Origin of the sequence: Bradyrhizobium sp. C-145, from assembly GCF_023375135.1 — a bacterium.
Taxonomy (GTDB): domain Bacteria; phylum Pseudomonadota; class Alphaproteobacteria; order Rhizobiales; family Xanthobacteraceae; genus Bradyrhizobium; species Bradyrhizobium zhanjiangense.
The window spans coordinates 3,790,928-3,808,263 of record NZ_CP088150.1; the positions used below are offsets into that span (position 1 = coordinate 3,790,928).

The following is a 17,336-nucleotide window of genomic DNA, read 5'->3' on the forward strand; positions in this document are numbered from 1 at the left end:
ACAGCCAACGAGGAGAAAGCCTTCTGAAGCGGACGGGGCGGCCTTCAGTGGTGCAAGTGCAACGCAAAGTTTCGAGGGTGACCGCAGACTGTGCGAGTGCTGACGATCAACCTCAGTTCTCGAAGATGAAAATTGTCACTCGATCGCCACGTAGCATGGTCGTGCTGATCGACCCGAGATCAAACCGTTCCTATGGTGTGGGTTGGTCGCGTTGGGCGAGGATCAATCCTCGTCCCTACCGCGACCCTCATTGAGGGCCCGCGGCGGTGGGGATGTTGCCTTCTCCTCAGCAGAACGAGATCGGCACCTCGGAAGTAGACCCGTTTCGCAGCTCAATACTTGGCCCGTGGTCTCCCCTGTGAACGCTTCACGTCGGCCCTCGCGGGACGCCGCGCATCACTCGGGGTCGGGGTGGTTGGCTAGACCTTCACCGTGGGGGACTTTCACCTCCTATTCTTTGCCAGCTTTCCTGGCGCACTCTGCGTCGGGCCACCAAGAGCCAGGCGAGCGGGACACCGATCGCGCCGCTTCAAGCGGCGGGTCATCGCTAAGGTGGAGGCACGAAAGGCGCCGGATTCATGTTCCACGCTTTGCTGCGGCTCGGTCGATTGCATCGAACTCGGCCTCACTCAAGCGCCAACCGAGTGCATCGAGATTGGCCCTGGCGTGATGAGGCTTGGTCGCGCCGGGGATGGGAATCACGTGACTGTCGCGCGCCAACAGCCAGTTCAGGGCGACCTGGCTGATGCTGACGTCGTGCGCGCCGGCAATATCGGCGAGACACGTCAGCAGCGCTTGCGTGTCCATGCTGTCCGACGGCTGCGTGAGGCGGCCAGACGCAAGCGGAAAATACGCGACGAGTGCCACATCGAGCTCACGGCAGGCTTCGAGCACGCCATTTGTTTCCGCTGCGCGTCGGAGCAGGCTGTAGTTGACCTGATTGGCGGCGAGCGGAACGCCTGCCCTTGCGAGGTGATCGGCGATGCGTCGCATCTGGTCCGCATTGAAATTTGCCACGCCGACCGCGCGTGCCTTGCCGGACTTCACCGCTTCGACCAAACCTTCGGCGAACACTCCCACGTCGATCAAGGGCAGCGGATAGTGAACATAGTAGAGATCGATTGTCTCGAGGCCCAGGCGCGCGAGTGAACCGTCAAGCGCGCTCATCAGGCGGCGCGGAGAGGTTCGGCCCGGAAAGGGAAGGAATTTCGATGCTATCACCGCGCGGGTGGGACCAGCGCGCAAGCAGTCCCCCACAACGCGCTCCGAGAAATAGATCTCAGCCGTGTCGATCATGCACGGGCCGGCATCATGAATGGTCCTGTATGTTTCGAATACGGCCCCACGATCGGCACGCCGCCATTTGTTCGTGCCGATGCCCAAGGGCAGCACATCGATGCCGGTTCGACCCAAAGGGCGCGTGCCATGGCGCATATCATGATCTGCCGGCATCGCTGGACCTCTCACAGAGCGACAGCGCCGTTAGCTGGCTATAGTGTGATGACGCCGGCGTTTCAAGGCACGCCGTAGCGACTACGGCCGCATCGTCTTCCGCGGCTACGTCCGTATCAGGACGACGCAAGCCGGATCAGGCTGGTCTGCCACTATCAACGGAACAGTTGACCGAGCATTTCTTTCAACAGGTTACATGAAAGAGTCCGATTCTCTTTGCGCGTGAGCGGTTGAACATCCGGATTGCCTCGGGTGTCGGCTTCAACACGACCTCGCAGCCCTTTCTTTCGAAATAGGCTTCAGCTTCCGGTGATAGGTGTACGTTGCCCATCTGACCCGAGCCGATGACGACCTGGTCGCAGCCCTTCTCGAAGAGAAATTTTGCCTCATCTTTTGAAAGCACGTGCGATGTACCATACAGCTTCTTTGATAGCTTCTTTTTCCGCTTCACAATTTCGCCGGAAAGGCGAACGACGACGTCGTGCTCATAAGTCTTTCCATCAATCGTGATCGCGCCAAATACGGTGTTGTCAATCTTCATCGTGGCCTCCTGATCAGAATCCTGCTCCAACACGCAGTACTGAGGCGCCTCGACGCCGGCATCATCCTCACTCAAGAACGTTCCAGTCTGCCGATCCGGATCGGGACACGCCGCTGCCCCCAGCTGCCGGGGCGTGCCTCGAACAAGCCGGGGATTGCGGTGGAACAAACACCGCAGCGGCCGTCGCCTGTGAGCCGCCAAGTCGTGATGTCATACCAATCTCGGCCGATGACCCGCTCACCACAGCTCGGACAGTACGTGCTTTGGCCCCTCTCGTCATGGACATTCCCGGTGTAGACGAAATGCAGTCCCACCTTGCGCGCGACATCGCGAGCGGTCGTCAGCGTGAAGGCCGGCGTACAGGGCAGATCCAGCATCTTGTAGTCAGGGTGGAAGGCGGTGAAATGTAAGGGCACGTCAGGTCCCAGCCTTGTCATCACCCATTCGCTCAGCTTCTTCACCTCCTCCGGGCCGTCATTGTGACCCGGGATCAGCAGCGTTGTGATTTCGAACCAGACATTCGTCCCGTACTTCAGATACTCGAGCGTCTCGAGGACGGCGCCGAGATGGCCGGTGCACAGCCGCTTGTAGAACGCCTCAGTGAACGCCTTGAGGTCGACATTGGCGGCGTCCATGAAAGTGTAAAGCTCCTCCCGCGCCGCCGCGTCAATGTAGCCCGCTGTGACCGCCACGTTCTTTATCCCGCGCCGGCGCGCCTCCCTTGCAACGTCCACGGCATATTCGAGGAAGACGACGGGGTCGTTATAGGTGTAGGCGATGGAGCGTGAGCCCGTGGCAATCGCGGCCTCGACAATAGCTTCCGGCGAGGCTGCGTCCTGGAGCCGGTCGAGCTCTCGCGCTTTGGAGATGTCCCAGTTCTGGCAGAATTTGCACGTCAGGTTGCACCCGGCAGTACCAAACGACAACACGGGAGTTCCGGGCAGATAGTGGTTCAGTGGCTTCTTCTCTATTGGATCGACACAGAAACCCGAGGAGCGGCCGTAGGTCGTGAGCACGATCCGGTCATCCTGCCGGCCACGCACGAAGCACAGGCCGCGCTGGCCTTCGTTGAGCCTGCAATAGCGCGGGCAGATGTCGCACTGGATGCGCCCGTCTTCGAGCCGGTGCCAGTAGCGGCCAGGAACGCCATCCAAACGCTCGGGTTCGGTCACAGCATTCGTCCTGTGGATCGCTGAGCAAACCTCAGATCTTTGCCAACGGGCGTCCGAGCTGCCACGATGTCTGGCCAGGCACGAACGCTCGCGGACGTCGGCTCATTTTATGCCTGATGGGCGGAGATGGTAAGCCGAACCGTTGCGGCGCGCCAAAAATACGGCGCCGATGTCGCAGTTGGGTCACTAGCGCCGTTTGAGCGGCCGCCGATCACTTCTGGTCTTCCGCGGTAAGCGGACATATCAAACGGCCGCTTGGTGCGAAAAGCCCACTCCCGCCGGTATCGATCGGGGATTCCCAAATCGTGGCTTCTGGGACTGGCTGCCGGCGTTCATAAGGTAGTCAGCGCGTGCCGGCACGATCCCTACAAGCAACGATATCCCGGGGAGATTTTCGACCGGCTCCCTCCGGCGGTGAGAACACCGCCAGGTATTCGTCCGCCCCTGCGAGCTTATATGCGGCGACCGGGCGATAGCCCACGGCGGTCAATTCGCAGCGCAAGAACTCAATTGGCGTGCCATGCTTCGACGTCGGAAGCTCAAGGTCGACAATTCCGACCCGCGCGCCCGGCTTCAAGGCGGGCGCGAGATTGTAGAGGAAGGCATAGGGTTGGGCTATCTCGTGATACAGGTGCACGAGGATCGCGGCATCCAGCGAGGAAGCGGGCAGGCGCGGGTCGTGTGGTTCGCCGAGCGCGAATTTGACGTTCGTCAACTTCAGAAGTTCTGTTCGCCTGGCGAGCTCGATGAGGTAATCCCGCGTGACGTCCTGGGCAACGACAGAGCCGGCGGGTCCGACGAGGTGAACGCGTTTCCGTATCGCACCGCGACGGGAGCCTTGCTCGATTCCGGCAATTACCAGGAAGCGGTCGCGCGCGCGGTCGAGCAGGGCAGGCTTGCCGAACTGAAAGCGAAGCGGGACGCTGCGCGGGCAGAGGGGCGCCTCTACGGCATCGGCTTCACCGCGGTGGTCGAGCCCAGCGTTTCCAACATGGGCTACATCACCACCGTGCTGACGGCGGCCGAGTGCCGCAAGGCAGGTCCCAAGAACGGCGCGCAGGCGACCGCAACGGTCGGCCTCGATCCGGTCGGCAGCGTCACCGTCCACGTCGCCTCGGTGCCGCAGGGGCAGGGCCATCGCACCGTGCTGTCGCAGGTCGTCGCTGATGTCTTCGGTCTCCAGCCTAGGGACGTCTATGGCCAGGGCATCTACATCGATCCCAGGGCCGAGATGGTGATCGCGCGCTACGCCTCGCATCCGATGGCGGGCAACGCCGCCAACGACCCCGTGACGCTGCCGGCCTACATGGCGCTGGCGAAGGCGCTGATGGCGGGCGGGTAGGTACGTCGGGACGCCGGTCCTCGTAGCCCGGATTAATCCGGGACTGGCCAGCCGCATCGCGCAGCTGCCTCTGTGGCAAGAATCCCGGATTGCGCTGCGCTCCATCCGGGCTACGGATCTTTGCCAAACCGCAAGATTCGGTCGAGCACGCCACGGCCGTCTGCCGCTAACTGAAGCCGCCACGGAGGAGGGACGATGAAGGCGGCGCTGCAAAACTATCGGGACCGGATGCGACGGGTGCTGGACCATATCGACCGGCATCTCGACGATGATCTGGACCTGGAAACCCTGAGCGGTGTTGCGGCCTTCTCGAAATTTCATTTCCACCGGCAGTTCACGGCGACCTTCGGTCTATCCGTGCATCGCTATGTCCAGCTGGCCCGCATGAAGCGTGCTTCGCATCAGCTCGCCTACATGGACGCCCTCGATGTCACTGACATCGCGATGGATGCCGGCTACGACGCACCGGATGCCTTCGCCCGCGCCTTTCGGCAACGGTTCGGGCAATCGCCGTCGTCGTTCCGGAAATCTCCCGACTGGGAGCCGTGGCTTGCGGCCTTCGGGCCTCTCGACAACGCCAGGAGCAAGCTCATGCAGACGACTTTTACCAATGACGACGTGACGATCCGCGATGTGCCCACCACCAAGGTGGCGATCATGGAGCACCGGGGCGACCCGGCGATGCTTCCTGCCACCATCCAGCGCTTCATCGCTTGGCGCAAGGCAGCGGGCCTGCACCCCAAGACGAATCCGACCTTCAATATCTGACGCTCCGAGCGCCGGCCTGCCTCGCCTTCCGATTACAGCATCGACCTTTGCGTCGGCACCGACCGGCCGGTCGACGCCAATGGCGACGACATCAAAGCCGGCGAGATCCCTGGTGGACGCTGCGCCGTGCTGCGCGTCGTCGGCTACACCGACAATCTGGAGCCCGCCGCGCTCTATCTCTATCGCGACTGGCTCCCGGCCAGCGGCGAGGAAGCGCGCGACTTCCCGATCTATTGCCAGCGGCTGAGCTTCTTCCCGGAGGTGCCGGAGCATGAGACGGTCGCGGAACTATTCCTGCCGCTGAAACAGGATCTGTTGGTGGCGGCCTGTCCTGTCGCAAGAAGCGGGGCAGGCCGCAATCTACGAGTGCAATATAAGCCTTGACTTATATTAGTGCGGATTGATATTCCTCTTTGCGCAAAGCGATAAGGAGGAACGCAATGGAGATCGACGTCGCCAGGGTCTTGGGGCTTGTCACGCGTTCAGTGCGCAATTTCGAGAAAGACGGAAAATCGGCGAGCGCGGTGACTCTCACGCGTCTTTACGACACGAGCGTCGACGATCTCTGGGACGCCGTGACCAGCAGCGAGCGCATTCCGCGCTGGTTCCTGCCGGTCGAGGGCGATCTCCAGCTCGGGGGAAGGTACCAACTTAGGGGAAATGCGGGCGGCACCATCACGGCGTGCACGCCGCCGACGCATTTCGCCGCGACGTGGGAATTTGCAGGCGCGGTGAGTTGGATCGATGTCAAGCTGGCGGCAGAACGTGGTCAGGCGCGTTTGACGCTCGAGCACACCGCGATCATCGAGGATCATTGGAATCAGTTCGGTCCGGGTGCGGTGGGTATCGGTTGGGATCTCGCTCTTGCGGGACTTGAGCGATATGTTGCGACCGGGGCATCGGTCGACCATGAGACGGCCGAGGCATGGATGGGCTCGCCTGAGGGCAAGGAATTCATGACGACAAGCGGCGAGTTTTGGCGCGCAGCGCATGTCGCAAGCGGGGTCGATCCTGCCTCCGCAAAGGAGCGCTCGGACCGCACCATTGCGTTCTATCGCGGCGAGATGCCGCCCGACATCGCGCATCCCGGCACGGGAAGCTGATGCACGTCTTCGAGGTCCTCGCCGATCCCGTGCGCCGTCGCATTCTCGAACTGCTGGTGCTTCAGGAAATGGCGTCCGGCGAGGTCGTCGACGTGATCGGGGCCGAATTCGGAATCACGCAGGCGGCGGTCTCGCAGCACCTCAAGGTGCTGCGCGAGAGCGGCTTTGCAAGCGTTAGGGCGGAGGCGCAAAGGCGCCTCTATTCGGTGGACGTTGCCGGGCTTCGCGCGGTGGATGCGTGGATCGGCCAGTTCAGGAATTTCTGGGAGCCGAAGCTGGACGCACTGGCAACCGAGATCGCGCGCGGCAAACGCGAGCGTCGCAACGCGCCAATGACCAAGCGGAGCGGGAAGAGGGCTTGAGGACGTGGCGATGGGCGGAAGCCGCCATCACGTCACGCTCACCCCCGCGACATCTTCTCGAACCGCTTCACCAGCCGCTCCCGCTTCAGCCGCGACAGCCGCAGCCAGAACATCCCGTCGAGTTGGTCGATCTCGTGCTGGTGGCACACGGCGCGCAGGCCATCCGACTCCTCGGTCTGCGTGTTGCCGTCGAGATCCTGATAGCTGATCCGCACGCGGGCGTGGCGCTGCACCTCGTCGTTGACCCCAGGCATCGAGACGCTGCCCTCCCGGTGCAGGATCATCTCGGGCGAGGCCCATGTGATCTCCGGATTGACATAGGTCTGCGGGCCGTCTTTCGAGTCGAGCTCGAGCACCACCACCCGCAGGGGCACGCCGATATGCGGCGCGGTGATGCCGATGCCGGGCGCAGAACGCATCGTGTCGAGCAGGTCCTGCGCGAGTTCGCGCAAGCCGTCGCCGAAGACGGTCACGGGGCGGGCAGGGCTCGCGAGCCGGCGGTCGGGATAGCGGATGATCGGGCGGATGGTCATGCAGGCTCCTACCACTCACGGATCATTGAAGCACCCCATCTTGATTGTCTACCAACTGGAAGGTAGACAGCTCGACATGAGCAATACTTCATCGACTGCCGACGACATTCTGGCCTGCGCACGTACGCTGATCATTGCAGGCGGCTACAATGGTTTCAGCTACGCCGACGTCGCCGAAATTGTCGGCATCCGCAAGCCCAGCATCCACCACCATTTCGCCAGCAAGGTCGATCTGGTCCGCACCCTCGTGTCGCGCTATCGCGAGGAGGCCCAGGCGGGACTGTCGGCGCTCGAACGCAACATCCCAGACCCCGGCGAGCGCCTCAAAAGCTACGTTGCGTACTGGGAAACGTGCATCAAGGACGCGACGGCGCCGTTCTGCGTGTGTGCGCTCCTTGCCAGCGAGCTTCCGATCCTGCCCGAGGACGTGGCAGTCGAGGTCCGGGCTCATTTCCGCGCACTGGCCTCGTGGCTGACTTTGGTGATGGAGCGCGGCAAACGGCAGGGGCGGCTCCAGCTCTCCAGCACCGCGCGGGTCGAGGCGGAAGGATTCATGGCGACCGTTCACGGCGCGATGCTGTCGGCGCGCGCCTATGGCGATCCCAAGATGTTTGGGACCATCACCCGGCCACTGCTGGACCGGCTTTCCACCAGGCACTGACGGACGAGGTCGATACAGGCCGCAAGCATCGCGGCGGCGCAGTGATTTGGCTTCGCATGCAATCTACCAACTAGTAGGTAAGGAACGGGCAATGAGTGATCGTGAGATGGTTTTAGGCACGGCCGACCATGCGCAATGGCTGAAGCACTATTATTTCCTGCGTGCGGCGTTTTCCGTCGCCTGGGTCATCGCGGCCTTTGCGATCGCGCCGTCGTCTGCGGTGAGCGCAGCGACGTTGCTCGTCGTCTATCCGGCATGGGATGCCGCGGCCAATTATCTCGACGCGCTCTGCAGCGGCGGGTTGGCGCAAAACCGCACGCAGGTCCTGAACGTGCTGGTCAGCCTGGCCACCACCATCGCGGTCATCCTGGCCTTGCAGGTGAGCATGAATTGGGTGCTCGGAATCTTCGGGGCCTGGGCGATCCTGTCCGGATTGCTTCAGCTCGGCACGGCCGTGCGGCGCTGGAAGCGTTTCGGCGCGCAGTGGGCCATGGTGCTCAGCGGTGGCCAGTCGGCTCTGGCGGGCGGCTTCTTCATCTTGCAAGCCTCGATGCCTGCAATCCCGTCGATCGCGAACGTCGCGGGCTATGCTACGATCGGCGCGCTCTACTTCCTGGTCTCGGCGGTCTGGCTCACCGTCAGCACGTGGCGCCGCAGCGCTGCCATGTGAAGCTGCGCTGCTGACGTCACGCCGGATACGGCGTGCCGTCCTTGTGCAGGAAGCGGCCGTCGGATGCCGGGCTCATCATGTCGATGTCGGAGCAGGTGATGCCGTCCTCTTGCGAGCGCGAGCCGACTTCGAGGTAGATCCTTGAGAACGCAGGAGCGGCTACCGCGCATGGGGATTTTCGAGTTTTTGTTGGCACGGCCGAATTTGCCCTGCATCGGCGCTTCGCATAACAATGCTGCCAACAAGAAACATCGAGAACGGAGGAAGCACCTCATGCGCAGGACCCTGATCGCCCTGGCAACAGCCATCGCATCAGCAACGCCGGCCGCGGCCGACTATCTCGTCAAGGAGGTCGGCAGCTTCCACATCGGTGGGCGCACCGAGACGCTGAGCGGGCTTGCCTCGAAGGAGATCGTGTTCTCGCCCGGCGCGCCGCCGATCAAGGTCGATCCGAACGGCGAGTTCGAGGTCGAGCAGATGTATGTCCAGTTCGTCAAGCTCGCGCAGCCGAAGTCGAAACTGCCGCTGCTGCTCTGGCATGGCGGCGGCCTCTCCGGCGCGACCTGGGAGACCAAGCCCGACGGTAAGCCGGGCTGGCAGCAGTTCTTCCTCAATGCCGGTTATGACGTCTACGTCTCGGATGCGGTCGAGCGCGGCCGCGCTTCCTGGGCGCGCTACCCTGAAATCTTCAAGAGCGAGCCGTTCTTCCGGCCGAAGAAGGAGGCATGGGAGCTGTTCCGGATCGGGCCGAGCTACGAAGTCGGCGGCAAGCGCGAGGCGTTCGAGGGCGAGCAGTTCCCGATCGAGGCGTTCGACCAGTTCGCCAAGCAGGGTATTCCGCGCTGGGCCACGAACGACGCTGCCACGCAAAAAGCCTATGACGCGCTGGTGCAGAAGGTGTGCCCCTGCATCATCGTAGTGCACAGCCAGGGCGGCAATTTCGGCTTTACTGCCGCGCTCAATGCGCCCGACAAAGTCAAGGCGCTGATCGCCGTCGAACCGTCAGGCGCGCCTGATCCCGCCAAGGCCGATGCCGCAAAACTCAAGGGCGTGCCGCATCTCATCGTGTGGGGCGATTTCCTGGACAAGGTCCCGGTGTGGTCGAAGCTCGTGGTCAATCCGACGAGATGGGGACAGGCGATCGCGGCGACCGGCGGCAAGGTCGATACGTTCGAGCTGCCCAAGATCGGGATCAAGGGCAATACCCACATGATGATGATGGACCGCAACTCCGACGACATCGCCAGGCTGGTCAACGATTGGATCGGAAAGCAGGGCCTCGCCAACTAAGGCATGTGCTCACAAGCGATGGGCTTCCGAGCCCAACCCGGAACTCGTCCCGCCTGGACATTAACGGCGGCCGATGACCCCAAGCCGATGCGGGCCGCTGAACAACGGCACGTTGCCGGCACGTTGCGAAGGGTCGAGTTGTTGTCAGCAGCATCCTATGACATCATCTAGCTACCGGGTTGTTAGGACTTCCAGATCCGCTATGCCACGCCGGAAATATCGTTGGGAACGGCTGTCGGATGATCAGTTGCTCAAGCAACGGCTCAGCAGCCTGGGGGTTGCGGTCGAAGGCACTTGGCTCGAGGATTGTGTCAGCGCTCTCCACGAAGAGCTCGAAGAGCGGGGCATCCGGCTGCGGCCACATACATGGATCTCGAGCGAATGGTTTAGTCCGGCGGGTGTTCCCGGCATTGCCATCCCATTTTATCTCGCCCATCCCCGCTTGATGAAGCTCGAGAAGAAGATGATGTTCGATGTCGAGGGTGGAACTTGGCGCGAGTGCATGGCCATCCTCCGTCACGAGGCGGGCCATGCCATGCAGCACGGCTACCAATTGCAGCGCCGCCGACGCTGGCAGCAGCTGTTCGGCCCGTCATCGAAACACTACCCGCGCTACTACCGGCCCAATCCGGCCAGCCGGCGCTATGTCCAACATCTGCGCCTCTGGTACGCGCAGAGCCACCCCGACGAAGACTTCGCCGAAACTTTTGCAGTGTGGCTGCGGCCGCGTTCGAACTGGCGGACGCGATATGCCGGTTGGCCAGCGCTGAAGAAACTCGAATATGTCGACGAGCTGATGGGCGAGATTGCGGGAAAGCGACCGCTGATCACCACGCGAGAGCGTGTCGACCCGCTGCGCCAGCTCAGCGAAACACTCGAAGACCATTACAAGAAGAAGCAGGCGTTCTACGCCTTCACGCCGCCGAAGACCTACGACCGCGACCTCTCCAGGCTCTTTTCCGCCGACCCACGGCATAAACGTGGAAAACCGGCTTCGGTCTTGATCAGGCGACACCGCGCCCAAATCAGGCAATTGGTCGCGCGGTGGACGGGCGAGAACCAGCTCACGCTTGATGCCGTGCTTGACGACATGATCTCCCGCTGCCGCGAGCTCGATCTGCGTGCCGTCGGACCGGAGCAGAAGCTCGTCCTCGACTTCACCGTCCTCGTGACCGCCAAGACCATGCACGCGCTATTCGGCCCATCGCGCCGCAAATGGATCGCACTATGAGACGGCTTCGCATTCTGGTGCTCATGCATCCGGACTTCATGCCACCGGACTCGACCGACGGATACACCGCGCAACAGATCAACGAATGGAAAACAGAATATGACGTGGTGAGCACCTTGCGCGCGGCCGGCCATGAGGTTCGCCCCCTCGGCGCGCAGGAGGAAATCAGGCCGGTGCGCGACGAGATCGAGAGCTTCAAGCCGCACGTGGCCTTCACGTTGCTGGAAGAGTTCCACTATAACGTTGCCTATGACCAGCACATCGCGAGCTATCTCGAGCTGATGAAGGTCCCGTATACGGGCTGCAACCCGCGTGGTCTGATGCTGGCGCGCGGCAAGGACCTGTCTAAGACGCTGGTGCATCATCGCCGGATCGCGGTTCCGGCCTTCGCCGTCTTCCCGATGCGCCGCAAGGTCAAGCGACCTGCACATCTCGCGCTGCCGCTGATCGTCAAGAGCCTGAACCTGGATGGATCCTTCGGCATCTCGCAGGCATCCATCGTCGATACGGACGAGAAGCTCGCAGAGCGGGTCGCGTTCATCCACGACCGGAGCGAAACCGCCGCCATCGCCGAGCAGTTTATCGAGGGGCGCGAGCTTTATGTCGGCGTGCTCGGCAATAATCGGCTGCGAGTTCTGCCCATTTGGGAGCTAAAGTTCGGCAGCATGGGCGGGCGCAGGTCACGGCATATCGCCACCGAAAAAGCCAAGCACGATACCGATTATCAGGAGCGTGTCGGGATAGTCGACGGACCGGCAACGGACCTCGCACCCGAAGTCACCGCTCGCATTCAGCGAGCCGCAAAGCGCATCTACCGGGCGCTTGGGCTCGATGGATACGCGCGCATCGATTTTCGCCTCACGGCCGATGGCACGCCGTATTTCATCGAGGCGAACCCCAATCCCGAGATCGCAAAGAGCCAAGAGTTCGCTACAGCGGCTCGGCATGACGGACTTAACTACCCGGACCTGCTGCATCGCATTCTGGCTCTCGGAATTAGCCGGGCAAAGGCGGGCGTATCCGTAGGCTGAGAGGCAACGCGAGACGGGCAGCATGTCGTTGCATCTCCCGACCCGGATGGCACGCTGCGCGGGCTCATGAGTCCACCTAGTCCGGATACGGCGTGCCGTCCTTGTGCAGGAACCGGCCGTCGGATGCCGGGCTCATCATGTCGATGTCGGAGCAGGTGATGAGGTCGTCTTGCGAGCGCGAGCCGACTTCGAGATAGACCGCCGTCGTGTTCGACCTGTTGATCATGTGATGGCCGTTGCCGCTTGTCTTTGGGAAAGCCGCGCAGTCGCCCGCGCGCAACACGGTTTCGCCGTCCTCCTCGATCAGCGTCACTTCGCCTTCGAGGATGTAGACGAACTCGTCCTCGTGCGAATGCCAGTGCGCTGGCTCGACCAATTGCCCGGCGGCAGGCGCATCAGGTTGATGCCGAAGTCCTCGCGGCCTCCGGCATTGCCGAGCCGCTGCCGGATGCGGTCGGCGCATGGGGCGCTGAAGGGCGCGGGATAGCCGGAGCCCTTGCGAGCATGCCGAGATTCCGATCGTTGGTTGCCGGGACGGGCGCGTTCGGCGCAAAGCATCTTGCCGTCTGTTACGTATGGGCGTATGTAAGTCAGCATCATGGCTCATATCAGCATCCGCGATCTACAGAAGATTTCCGGTGAAGCCATCGGTGCGTTGCCCGGCCCGACGGCCGTGAAATCGGGTGAGCGGACGGTCGGGCTTCTGATCCCGCTCAAGGCGACCGATCCGGAGCGCTTGGCGGCCGTTCTGGCGCGTGCGGAACGACTGGCCAAAGGCCGCGACGCGGCTGCGGACGATGCGGCGCTCGCCGGCTTCGGCGAGGTCGATCCCGTCGACTGGTCGGTTGCGGCCGTGAAGGCCCTGACGCGCAAGCGGAAAGCGTGAGACGGCCGTCGACGACTGTCGTCATCGATGCGGCCATTCTGGTCGCCGCGGTTCGCGGCCGAAGTTCGGGCGCGCTTTTGGCCGCCGCTGGAAAGGTGATCCTCGTGACGACGGATCGTGTCGTTCAGGAGGCGCGTCGGCGCATCGCGCTCGGCTTGCAGCGCCCCGAACTGCTCGCTGTGCTCGATAATCTATCGGAGTTGTTGACGATCGTTCCCGTTGCATCGTTGGAGCCGGTCATCGCCCGGTGCGAGGAGGCCCTTCGCGATGCCGTGCCGAGCCGCAATGGATCGGTGCGCGATGCCCATGTGCTCGCGTTGGCGTGGAGCGTCGAGGCCGATGTCTGGACCACCGACCGCGACTTCGCCGGAACCGGCGTCGCAACATGGTCGACGCCCAATTTCATGCGAGCGCTAAGCGAGATCTGAGCATCGAACCGGGCAGGATACGTGGCGCACCGAGGATGGCGAAGTTCGATCGCAATGAGATCAAGTTCAGCGGGATGATGCCATTGTGCCGGTGTTTTGCCCGACGCGTCAAATCGCGGTCGCAACGCCGTAAGTCATTGATCCGGCAGGGGTCGGCTACTGTGCATGGGGTTGTTTTCGCACTATTGGCAGGTCACAAAAGCGTGCGGCAAAAACGACGTTGCGCTGTCGGCCGGCGCTGTTCCCGTTCGTCTTCCACCCAGACAGATCTGACGGGAGACCAAAATGACTCAATCCCCCTACCGCTGGGTGATCGTCGCCGCCGGCGGCCTGCTTGGCTGCGTCGCGATCGGCGGCATGTTTTCGCTGCCGGTGTTCTTGCAGCCGATCACGAAGGACACCGGCTGGTCGGTGACCGGCATCTCCAGCGCGATGACCATCGGCTTTCTGGCCATGGCCTTCACCAGCATGGTCTGGGGCACGCTGACGGATAGATTCGGGCCGCGGCCGGTGGTGCTGACGGGATCGACCGTGCTGGCGCTGAGCCTGTTCGCCGCGAGCCATGCGGCCTCGCTGATCGTGTTCCAGTTCGTGTTCGGCCTCCTGGTCGGGGCGGCCTGCGCGGCGATCTTCGCGCCGATGATGGCGACCGTGACCGGCTGGTTCGAGACCCAACGCAGCCTCGCTGTGTCGCTGGTCTCGGCCGGCATGGGCATGGCGCCGATGACGATGGCACCGTTTGCGGCTTGGCTCGTCTCCGGCCACGATTGGCGCACCTCGATGCAGATCGTCGCGCTGGTGGTCGGCGCCATCATGATCCCGGTCTCGTTCCTGGTGCGCCGTCCGCCGGCGCTCGCGCATGCTGCCGCTGCACCAAAGGGCGAGGGCGCGGCGCAGGGCGAGTTGTCAATGGGCGAGGCGCTGCGCTCGCCGCAATTCTTGATCCTGCTCGCCACCAACTTCTTCTGCTGCGCCACCCATTCCGGCCCGATCATCCACACCGTCAGCTATGCGGTGAGCTGCGGCATTCCGCTGGTCGCGGCGGTGACGATCTACAGCATCGAGGGTTTTGCCGGCCTGGGCGGCCGCATCGCCTTCGGCGTGCTCGGCGACCGCTTCGGTGCCAAGCGCGTACTGGTCACGGGCCTCCTGCTCCAGGCATTCGGCGCGCTCGCATATGTCTTCGCGCATCAGCTCGCGACGTTCTACGCGGTCGGCGCCGTCTTCGGCTTCATCTATGCCGGCACCATGCCGCTCTACGCCGTCCTCATTCGCGAGAACTTTCCGCTCAAGATGATGGGCACGGTGATCGGCGGCTCCGCGATGGCCGGCAGCCTCGGCATGGCGACCGGCCCGCTCGCAGGCGGCCTGATCTACGACGCGTTCTCGAGTTATGCCTGGCTCTATATCGCCTCCTGGGCGATGGGCCTCGGCGCTTTCCTGATGGCGATGACGTTCCGCCCATTCGCAAAGCCGCAAGGCGAGGCCGCACCAGCGCCGGCATGAGTTCCAGATCGAGGCGCAGCGTCAGAGCTGCGCCTCGATCGCCGCCTTGTCGATCACCGACCAGACCTGCCGGATCCGTCCATCGTGGAACGCATAGAAGACGTGCTCGCAAAAGGACACGCGCTTGCCGTTCACGTCGAGGCCCAGGAATTTTCCGGCCGGCGTGCAGTCGAATGTCAGCCGGCAGGCTATGGTGGGCGGATCCGAGGTCAACAGCGCGATGTTGAAGCGTAGGTCCGGAATCTCGCGGAAATCCTGCTCCAGCATCGCGCGATAGCCGGACAGCCCGAGCGGCCGACCGTTGTGAACGACATTGTCATGCACGAACCGGCCGAGGGCCGGCCAGTCCTGCCGGTTCAGGCAGGCGATGTAGCTGCGATAGGTGTCGGCGAGATCGGCGCTGTTCATCGTGAAGCTCCCATGCTGCAAGCACAACGCAGCAGGAGGCGAATTCGCCTCGCGGCGTCACAGATGCTTTTCGAAGAACAGATCGGGGTAGGGATCGTCATTGAAGCGCGGAATCTCCCGCCAGCCGGTGCTGCGGTAGAGCTGGCCGGCCTCGGGCAGCGCGCTGTTGGTGTCGAGCCGCAGCAGCGTGATGCCGAGCTCGCGCGCAGCATCCTCGGTCGCGTCCATCAGGCGGCGGCCGAGCCGCAACCCGCGCGCGGCGGGCGCCACCCACAGCCGCTTGATCTCGGCATAGCCGTGATCGGTGCCCTTCAATCCGACGCAGCCGATTGGCAGCGTGTCCGAGATCGCAACGATGAAGGTGCCGCGCGGCCGGCGCATGTCCTTGGCATCGGGATCGCGCGAGCGCGAGACGTCAAAGCCCTGCTTGAAGCGGCGTCCGAGCTCGGCATAGTACTCGCCGAGGCAATGGCGGGCCTCCGCGCTTTGCGGGTCCATCTCATCCAGAGTGACACGCTCGCGCGTCAGCGCGGAGGCGATCAGGTCCATCGCCGCCAGCAGTGCCTCGGCTTGCGAGTGTTGCGCCAGGATGCCGTCGGCCTGCGCGTTCGACAGCGCCTCATAGGCCGCGAACTCGCGCCGGCCCGCGCGCGTGAGCTTTGCCATGCGCCGGCGCGCGTCGTCCTCACGCGCGTTGGTCTCGATCAACCCTTCGTCCTCGAGGCTGCGGAGCAGCCGGCTCATCAGCCCGGAATCGAGGCCGAGATAGTCGCGGATCTCCGCCACGTCCGAGCGTCCGTGCCCGATCGCGTTGAGCACCCGCGCCGCGCCGAGCGGCCGGCCACGCCCCAGGAACGAGGTGTCGAGCGCACCGACGGCAGAGGTGACGGCACGGTTGAAGCGGCGGACGCGGGAGACAGGGTCGAGCATAATGTCTGACTTTAGTCAGATATGCCCCGCTGTCAACGCGAACTGCCTTCGGCGTCGATTTGGAATGCCCTAGAAATGATGCACGCCGAGCGCCGAGAACGCGCCGTCGTGGATATCGTGGCTGTCGCTCGGCTGGCCAAGAAAGCCGAGATGCATCGTCAGCGGTGGCAGCGCCGCCATCGGCACCGCGCCGGCGGTGTCGAGACCGCTGATATCGGCATGGTGCGTCGTGGCGCTGTCATGGTGCGAGGCCGGCGGCGTGCTCACGATATCCGTGACCAGCGCGTTGAACAGGTCGGGGGCGGACGCGTCATGTATCTCGCCACCGACGGAATGCAGCAAGCCGCCGACGAGGCCAGTGACGCTGTCGGTGAGCTGGCCAATCGTTCCAGTTACGGCCGACGTCAACTGGGTCACTGTCGTGCTCAGACTGTCCAGCGTGTGCGACACCGCCGCCAGCGAGGTGTCGACGAGGTTCGTGATCGTGCTGCCGAGTTCGTGCAGTGACGACGCCGGATCGATGGAGACGGAGGTCGCGACATCGGCGTGAGTGGAGCTGGTGCTGATTCCTCCAGGATGATCGGATGCGACGGGAGCGATGGGAGCCGCGGCGTGACTGTCGGCGGGAGCCGTCGCGCTGACCGGGATGTCCCGGGTGGCGGCGACTTCGACGCCCCCATCGGCATGCGACACTGCGACATCCGCGACATCCATATGAAGCGCTGTTGACGTTGCGTCCGCCGGAGGTGCGCTCGCATCGGCATGCTGATCGCCGGACATCGGTTGGTGGTCGCCCGGTATCGTCTCCGCCGGCGTCGGATCGCCAAGGTGCGCGGGGGCGGACGGCAGATCCACCGGCCTCGGTTGGGCATCGCTGCTGCCATGATGTCCGGCGGCCTCGGCCTCCTTCAGGAAGGCGACCAGAGCGGTCATGAATGCGACCGTCTCTTCCGTCGTGATGTTGCGGGCAATCTCGGCCTTTTCGGCGCGGCGGTTGTTCTGCTCGGATGCAGCCATCGGCC

The 17,336-nt window shown here is 63.4% G+C and carries 17 protein-coding genes and 5 pseudogenes; 13 read left to right on the forward strand and 9 right to left on the reverse strand.

Going from position 1 to position 17,336, the window contains the following annotated elements; translation table 11 throughout:
- Nucleotides 1-576: 576 nt before the first annotated feature.
- From LRP30_RS17460 to amrS, 3 genes are all read right to left on the reverse strand, one after another.
- Nucleotides 577-1,452, reverse strand: a complete 876-nt coding sequence (locus tag LRP30_RS17460) for an aldo/keto reductase (RefSeq protein WP_346016219.1) — start codon at nt 1,450-1,452, stop codon at nt 577-579.
- 184 nt (nt 1,453-1,636) lie between these two features.
- Nucleotides 1,637-2,068, reverse strand: coding sequence for an MTH938/NDUFAF3 family protein (locus tag LRP30_RS17465; RefSeq protein ID WP_249761166.1), 432 nt, complete (start codon nt 2,066-2,068; stop codon nt 1,637-1,639).
- A complete protein-coding gene (gene amrS / locus LRP30_RS17470; protein ID WP_249761167.1) occupies nt 2,065-3,165 on the reverse strand; it encodes an AmmeMemoRadiSam system radical SAM enzyme in 1,101 nt (366 codons plus the stop codon). The genes LRP30_RS17465 and amrS overlap by 4 nt, the downstream gene beginning before the upstream one ends.
- A gap of 808 nt (nt 3,166-3,973) precedes the next feature.
- Between amrS and LRP30_RS17475 the strand changes: the two are divergent.
- The 5 genes and pseudogenes from LRP30_RS17475 to LRP30_RS17495 form a co-directional block, all read left to right on the forward strand.
- Nucleotides 3,974-4,360, forward strand: a pseudogene (locus LRP30_RS17475) (molybdopterin cofactor-binding domain-containing protein); the annotation flags it as partial.
- Nucleotides 4,352-4,507 (forward strand): annotated as a pseudogene (locus LRP30_RS17480) (6-aminohexanoate hydrolase); the annotation flags it as partial. The pseudogenes LRP30_RS17475 and LRP30_RS17480, both read left to right, overlap by 9 nt.
- A gap of 195 nt (nt 4,508-4,702) precedes the next feature.
- Nucleotides 4,703-5,659: pseudogene (locus tag LRP30_RS17485) on the forward strand (AraC family transcriptional regulator).
- Nucleotides 5,660-5,715: 56 nt separating this feature from the next.
- Nucleotides 5,716-6,378, forward strand: a complete 663-nt coding sequence (locus tag LRP30_RS17490; protein ID WP_249761168.1) for an SRPBCC family protein — start codon at nt 5,716-5,718, stop codon at nt 6,376-6,378.
- Nucleotides 6,378-6,740 (forward strand): metalloregulator ArsR/SmtB family transcription factor, encoded by a 363-nt coding sequence (locus tag LRP30_RS17495; protein ID WP_249761169.1) that lies wholly within the window; start codon nt 6,378-6,380, stop codon nt 6,738-6,740. The genes LRP30_RS17490 and LRP30_RS17495 overlap by 1 nt, the downstream gene beginning before the upstream one ends.
- 38 nt (nt 6,741-6,778) lie before the next feature.
- On the opposite strand, the gene LRP30_RS17500 is transcribed toward LRP30_RS17495, so the two are convergent.
- A complete protein-coding gene (locus tag LRP30_RS17500; protein ID WP_249761170.1) occupies nt 6,779-7,273 on the reverse strand; it encodes a peptide deformylase in 495 nt (164 codons plus the stop codon).
- Nucleotides 7,274-7,349: 76 nt separating this feature from the next.
- On the opposite strand from LRP30_RS17500, the gene LRP30_RS17505 reads away from it, so the two are divergent.
- Together LRP30_RS17505 and LRP30_RS17510 are read left to right on the forward strand one after the other, a co-directional pair.
- Entirely contained in the window at nt 7,350-7,934 is a 585-nt protein-coding gene (locus LRP30_RS17505; RefSeq protein WP_249761782.1) for a TetR/AcrR family transcriptional regulator, read from the forward strand.
- 91 nt (nt 7,935-8,025) lie between these two features.
- Nucleotides 8,026-8,604, forward strand: coding sequence for a DUF308 domain-containing protein (locus tag LRP30_RS17510; protein WP_249761171.1), 579 nt, complete (start codon nt 8,026-8,028; stop codon nt 8,602-8,604).
- 16 nt (nt 8,605-8,620) lie between these two features.
- Here the strand turns inward: LRP30_RS17510 and LRP30_RS17515 are convergent.
- A pseudogene (locus LRP30_RS17515) lies at nt 8,621-8,743 on the reverse strand (transcriptional regulator); the annotation flags it as partial.
- 134 nt (nt 8,744-8,877) lie between these two features.
- Between LRP30_RS17515 and LRP30_RS17520 the strand changes: the two are divergent.
- From LRP30_RS17520 to LRP30_RS17530, 3 genes are all read left to right on the forward strand, one after another.
- On the forward strand, nt 8,878-9,894 hold the full coding sequence (locus LRP30_RS17520; protein ID WP_249761172.1) for an esterase: 1,017 nt from the start codon (nt 8,878-8,880) through the stop codon (nt 9,892-9,894).
- Between the two features lie 202 nt (nt 9,895-10,096).
- Entirely contained in the window at nt 10,097-11,125 is a 1,029-nt protein-coding gene (locus LRP30_RS17525) for a putative zinc-binding metallopeptidase (protein WP_128937438.1), read from the forward strand.
- Nucleotides 11,122-12,156: an ATP-grasp domain-containing protein gene (locus LRP30_RS17530; protein ID WP_249761173.1), complete on the forward strand. Its 1,035-nt coding sequence runs from the start codon at nt 11,122-11,124 to the stop codon at nt 12,154-12,156. The genes LRP30_RS17525 and LRP30_RS17530 overlap by 4 nt, the downstream gene beginning before the upstream one ends.
- A 76-nt stretch (nt 12,157-12,232) precedes the next feature.
- Here the strand turns inward: LRP30_RS17530 and LRP30_RS17535 are convergent.
- Nucleotides 12,233-12,676: pseudogene (locus tag LRP30_RS17535) on the reverse strand (cupin domain-containing protein).
- 78 nt (nt 12,677-12,754) lie between these two features.
- Between LRP30_RS17535 and LRP30_RS17540 the strand changes: the two are divergent.
- The 3 genes from LRP30_RS17540 (at nt 12,755) to LRP30_RS17550 (ending at nt 14,976) form a co-directional block, all read left to right on the forward strand.
- On the forward strand, nt 12,755-13,042 hold the full coding sequence (locus LRP30_RS17540) for a hypothetical protein (RefSeq protein WP_128934333.1): 288 nt from the start codon (nt 12,755-12,757) through the stop codon (nt 13,040-13,042).
- Nucleotides 13,039-13,470 carry a PIN domain-containing protein gene (locus tag LRP30_RS17545; RefSeq protein ID WP_249761174.1) on the forward strand — a complete coding sequence of 144 codons (432 nt, stop codon included), beginning with the start codon at nt 13,039-13,041 and terminating at the stop codon, nt 13,468-13,470. Before LRP30_RS17540 ends, LRP30_RS17545 begins: the two co-directional genes overlap by 4 nt.
- Before the next feature lie 285 nt (nt 13,471-13,755).
- Entirely contained in the window at nt 13,756-14,976 is a 1,221-nt protein-coding gene (locus LRP30_RS17550; RefSeq protein ID WP_249761175.1) for an MFS transporter, read from the forward strand.
- Between the two features lie 21 nt (nt 14,977-14,997).
- On the opposite strand, the gene LRP30_RS17555 is transcribed toward LRP30_RS17550, so the two are convergent.
- From LRP30_RS17555 to LRP30_RS17565, 3 genes are all read right to left on the reverse strand, one after another.
- Nucleotides 14,998-15,384 (reverse strand): ester cyclase, encoded by a 387-nt coding sequence (locus tag LRP30_RS17555; protein ID WP_249761176.1) that lies wholly within the window; start codon nt 15,382-15,384, stop codon nt 14,998-15,000.
- Between the two features lie 57 nt (nt 15,385-15,441).
- Entirely contained in the window at nt 15,442-16,314 is an 873-nt protein-coding gene (locus LRP30_RS17560) for a bifunctional helix-turn-helix transcriptional regulator/GNAT family N-acetyltransferase (RefSeq protein ID WP_249761177.1), read from the reverse strand.
- 69 nt (nt 16,315-16,383) lie between these two features.
- Nucleotides 16,384-17,331, reverse strand: coding sequence for a hypothetical protein (locus tag LRP30_RS17565; protein WP_249761178.1), 948 nt, complete (start codon nt 17,329-17,331; stop codon nt 16,384-16,386).
- Nucleotides 17,332-17,336: the final 5 nt, after the last annotated feature.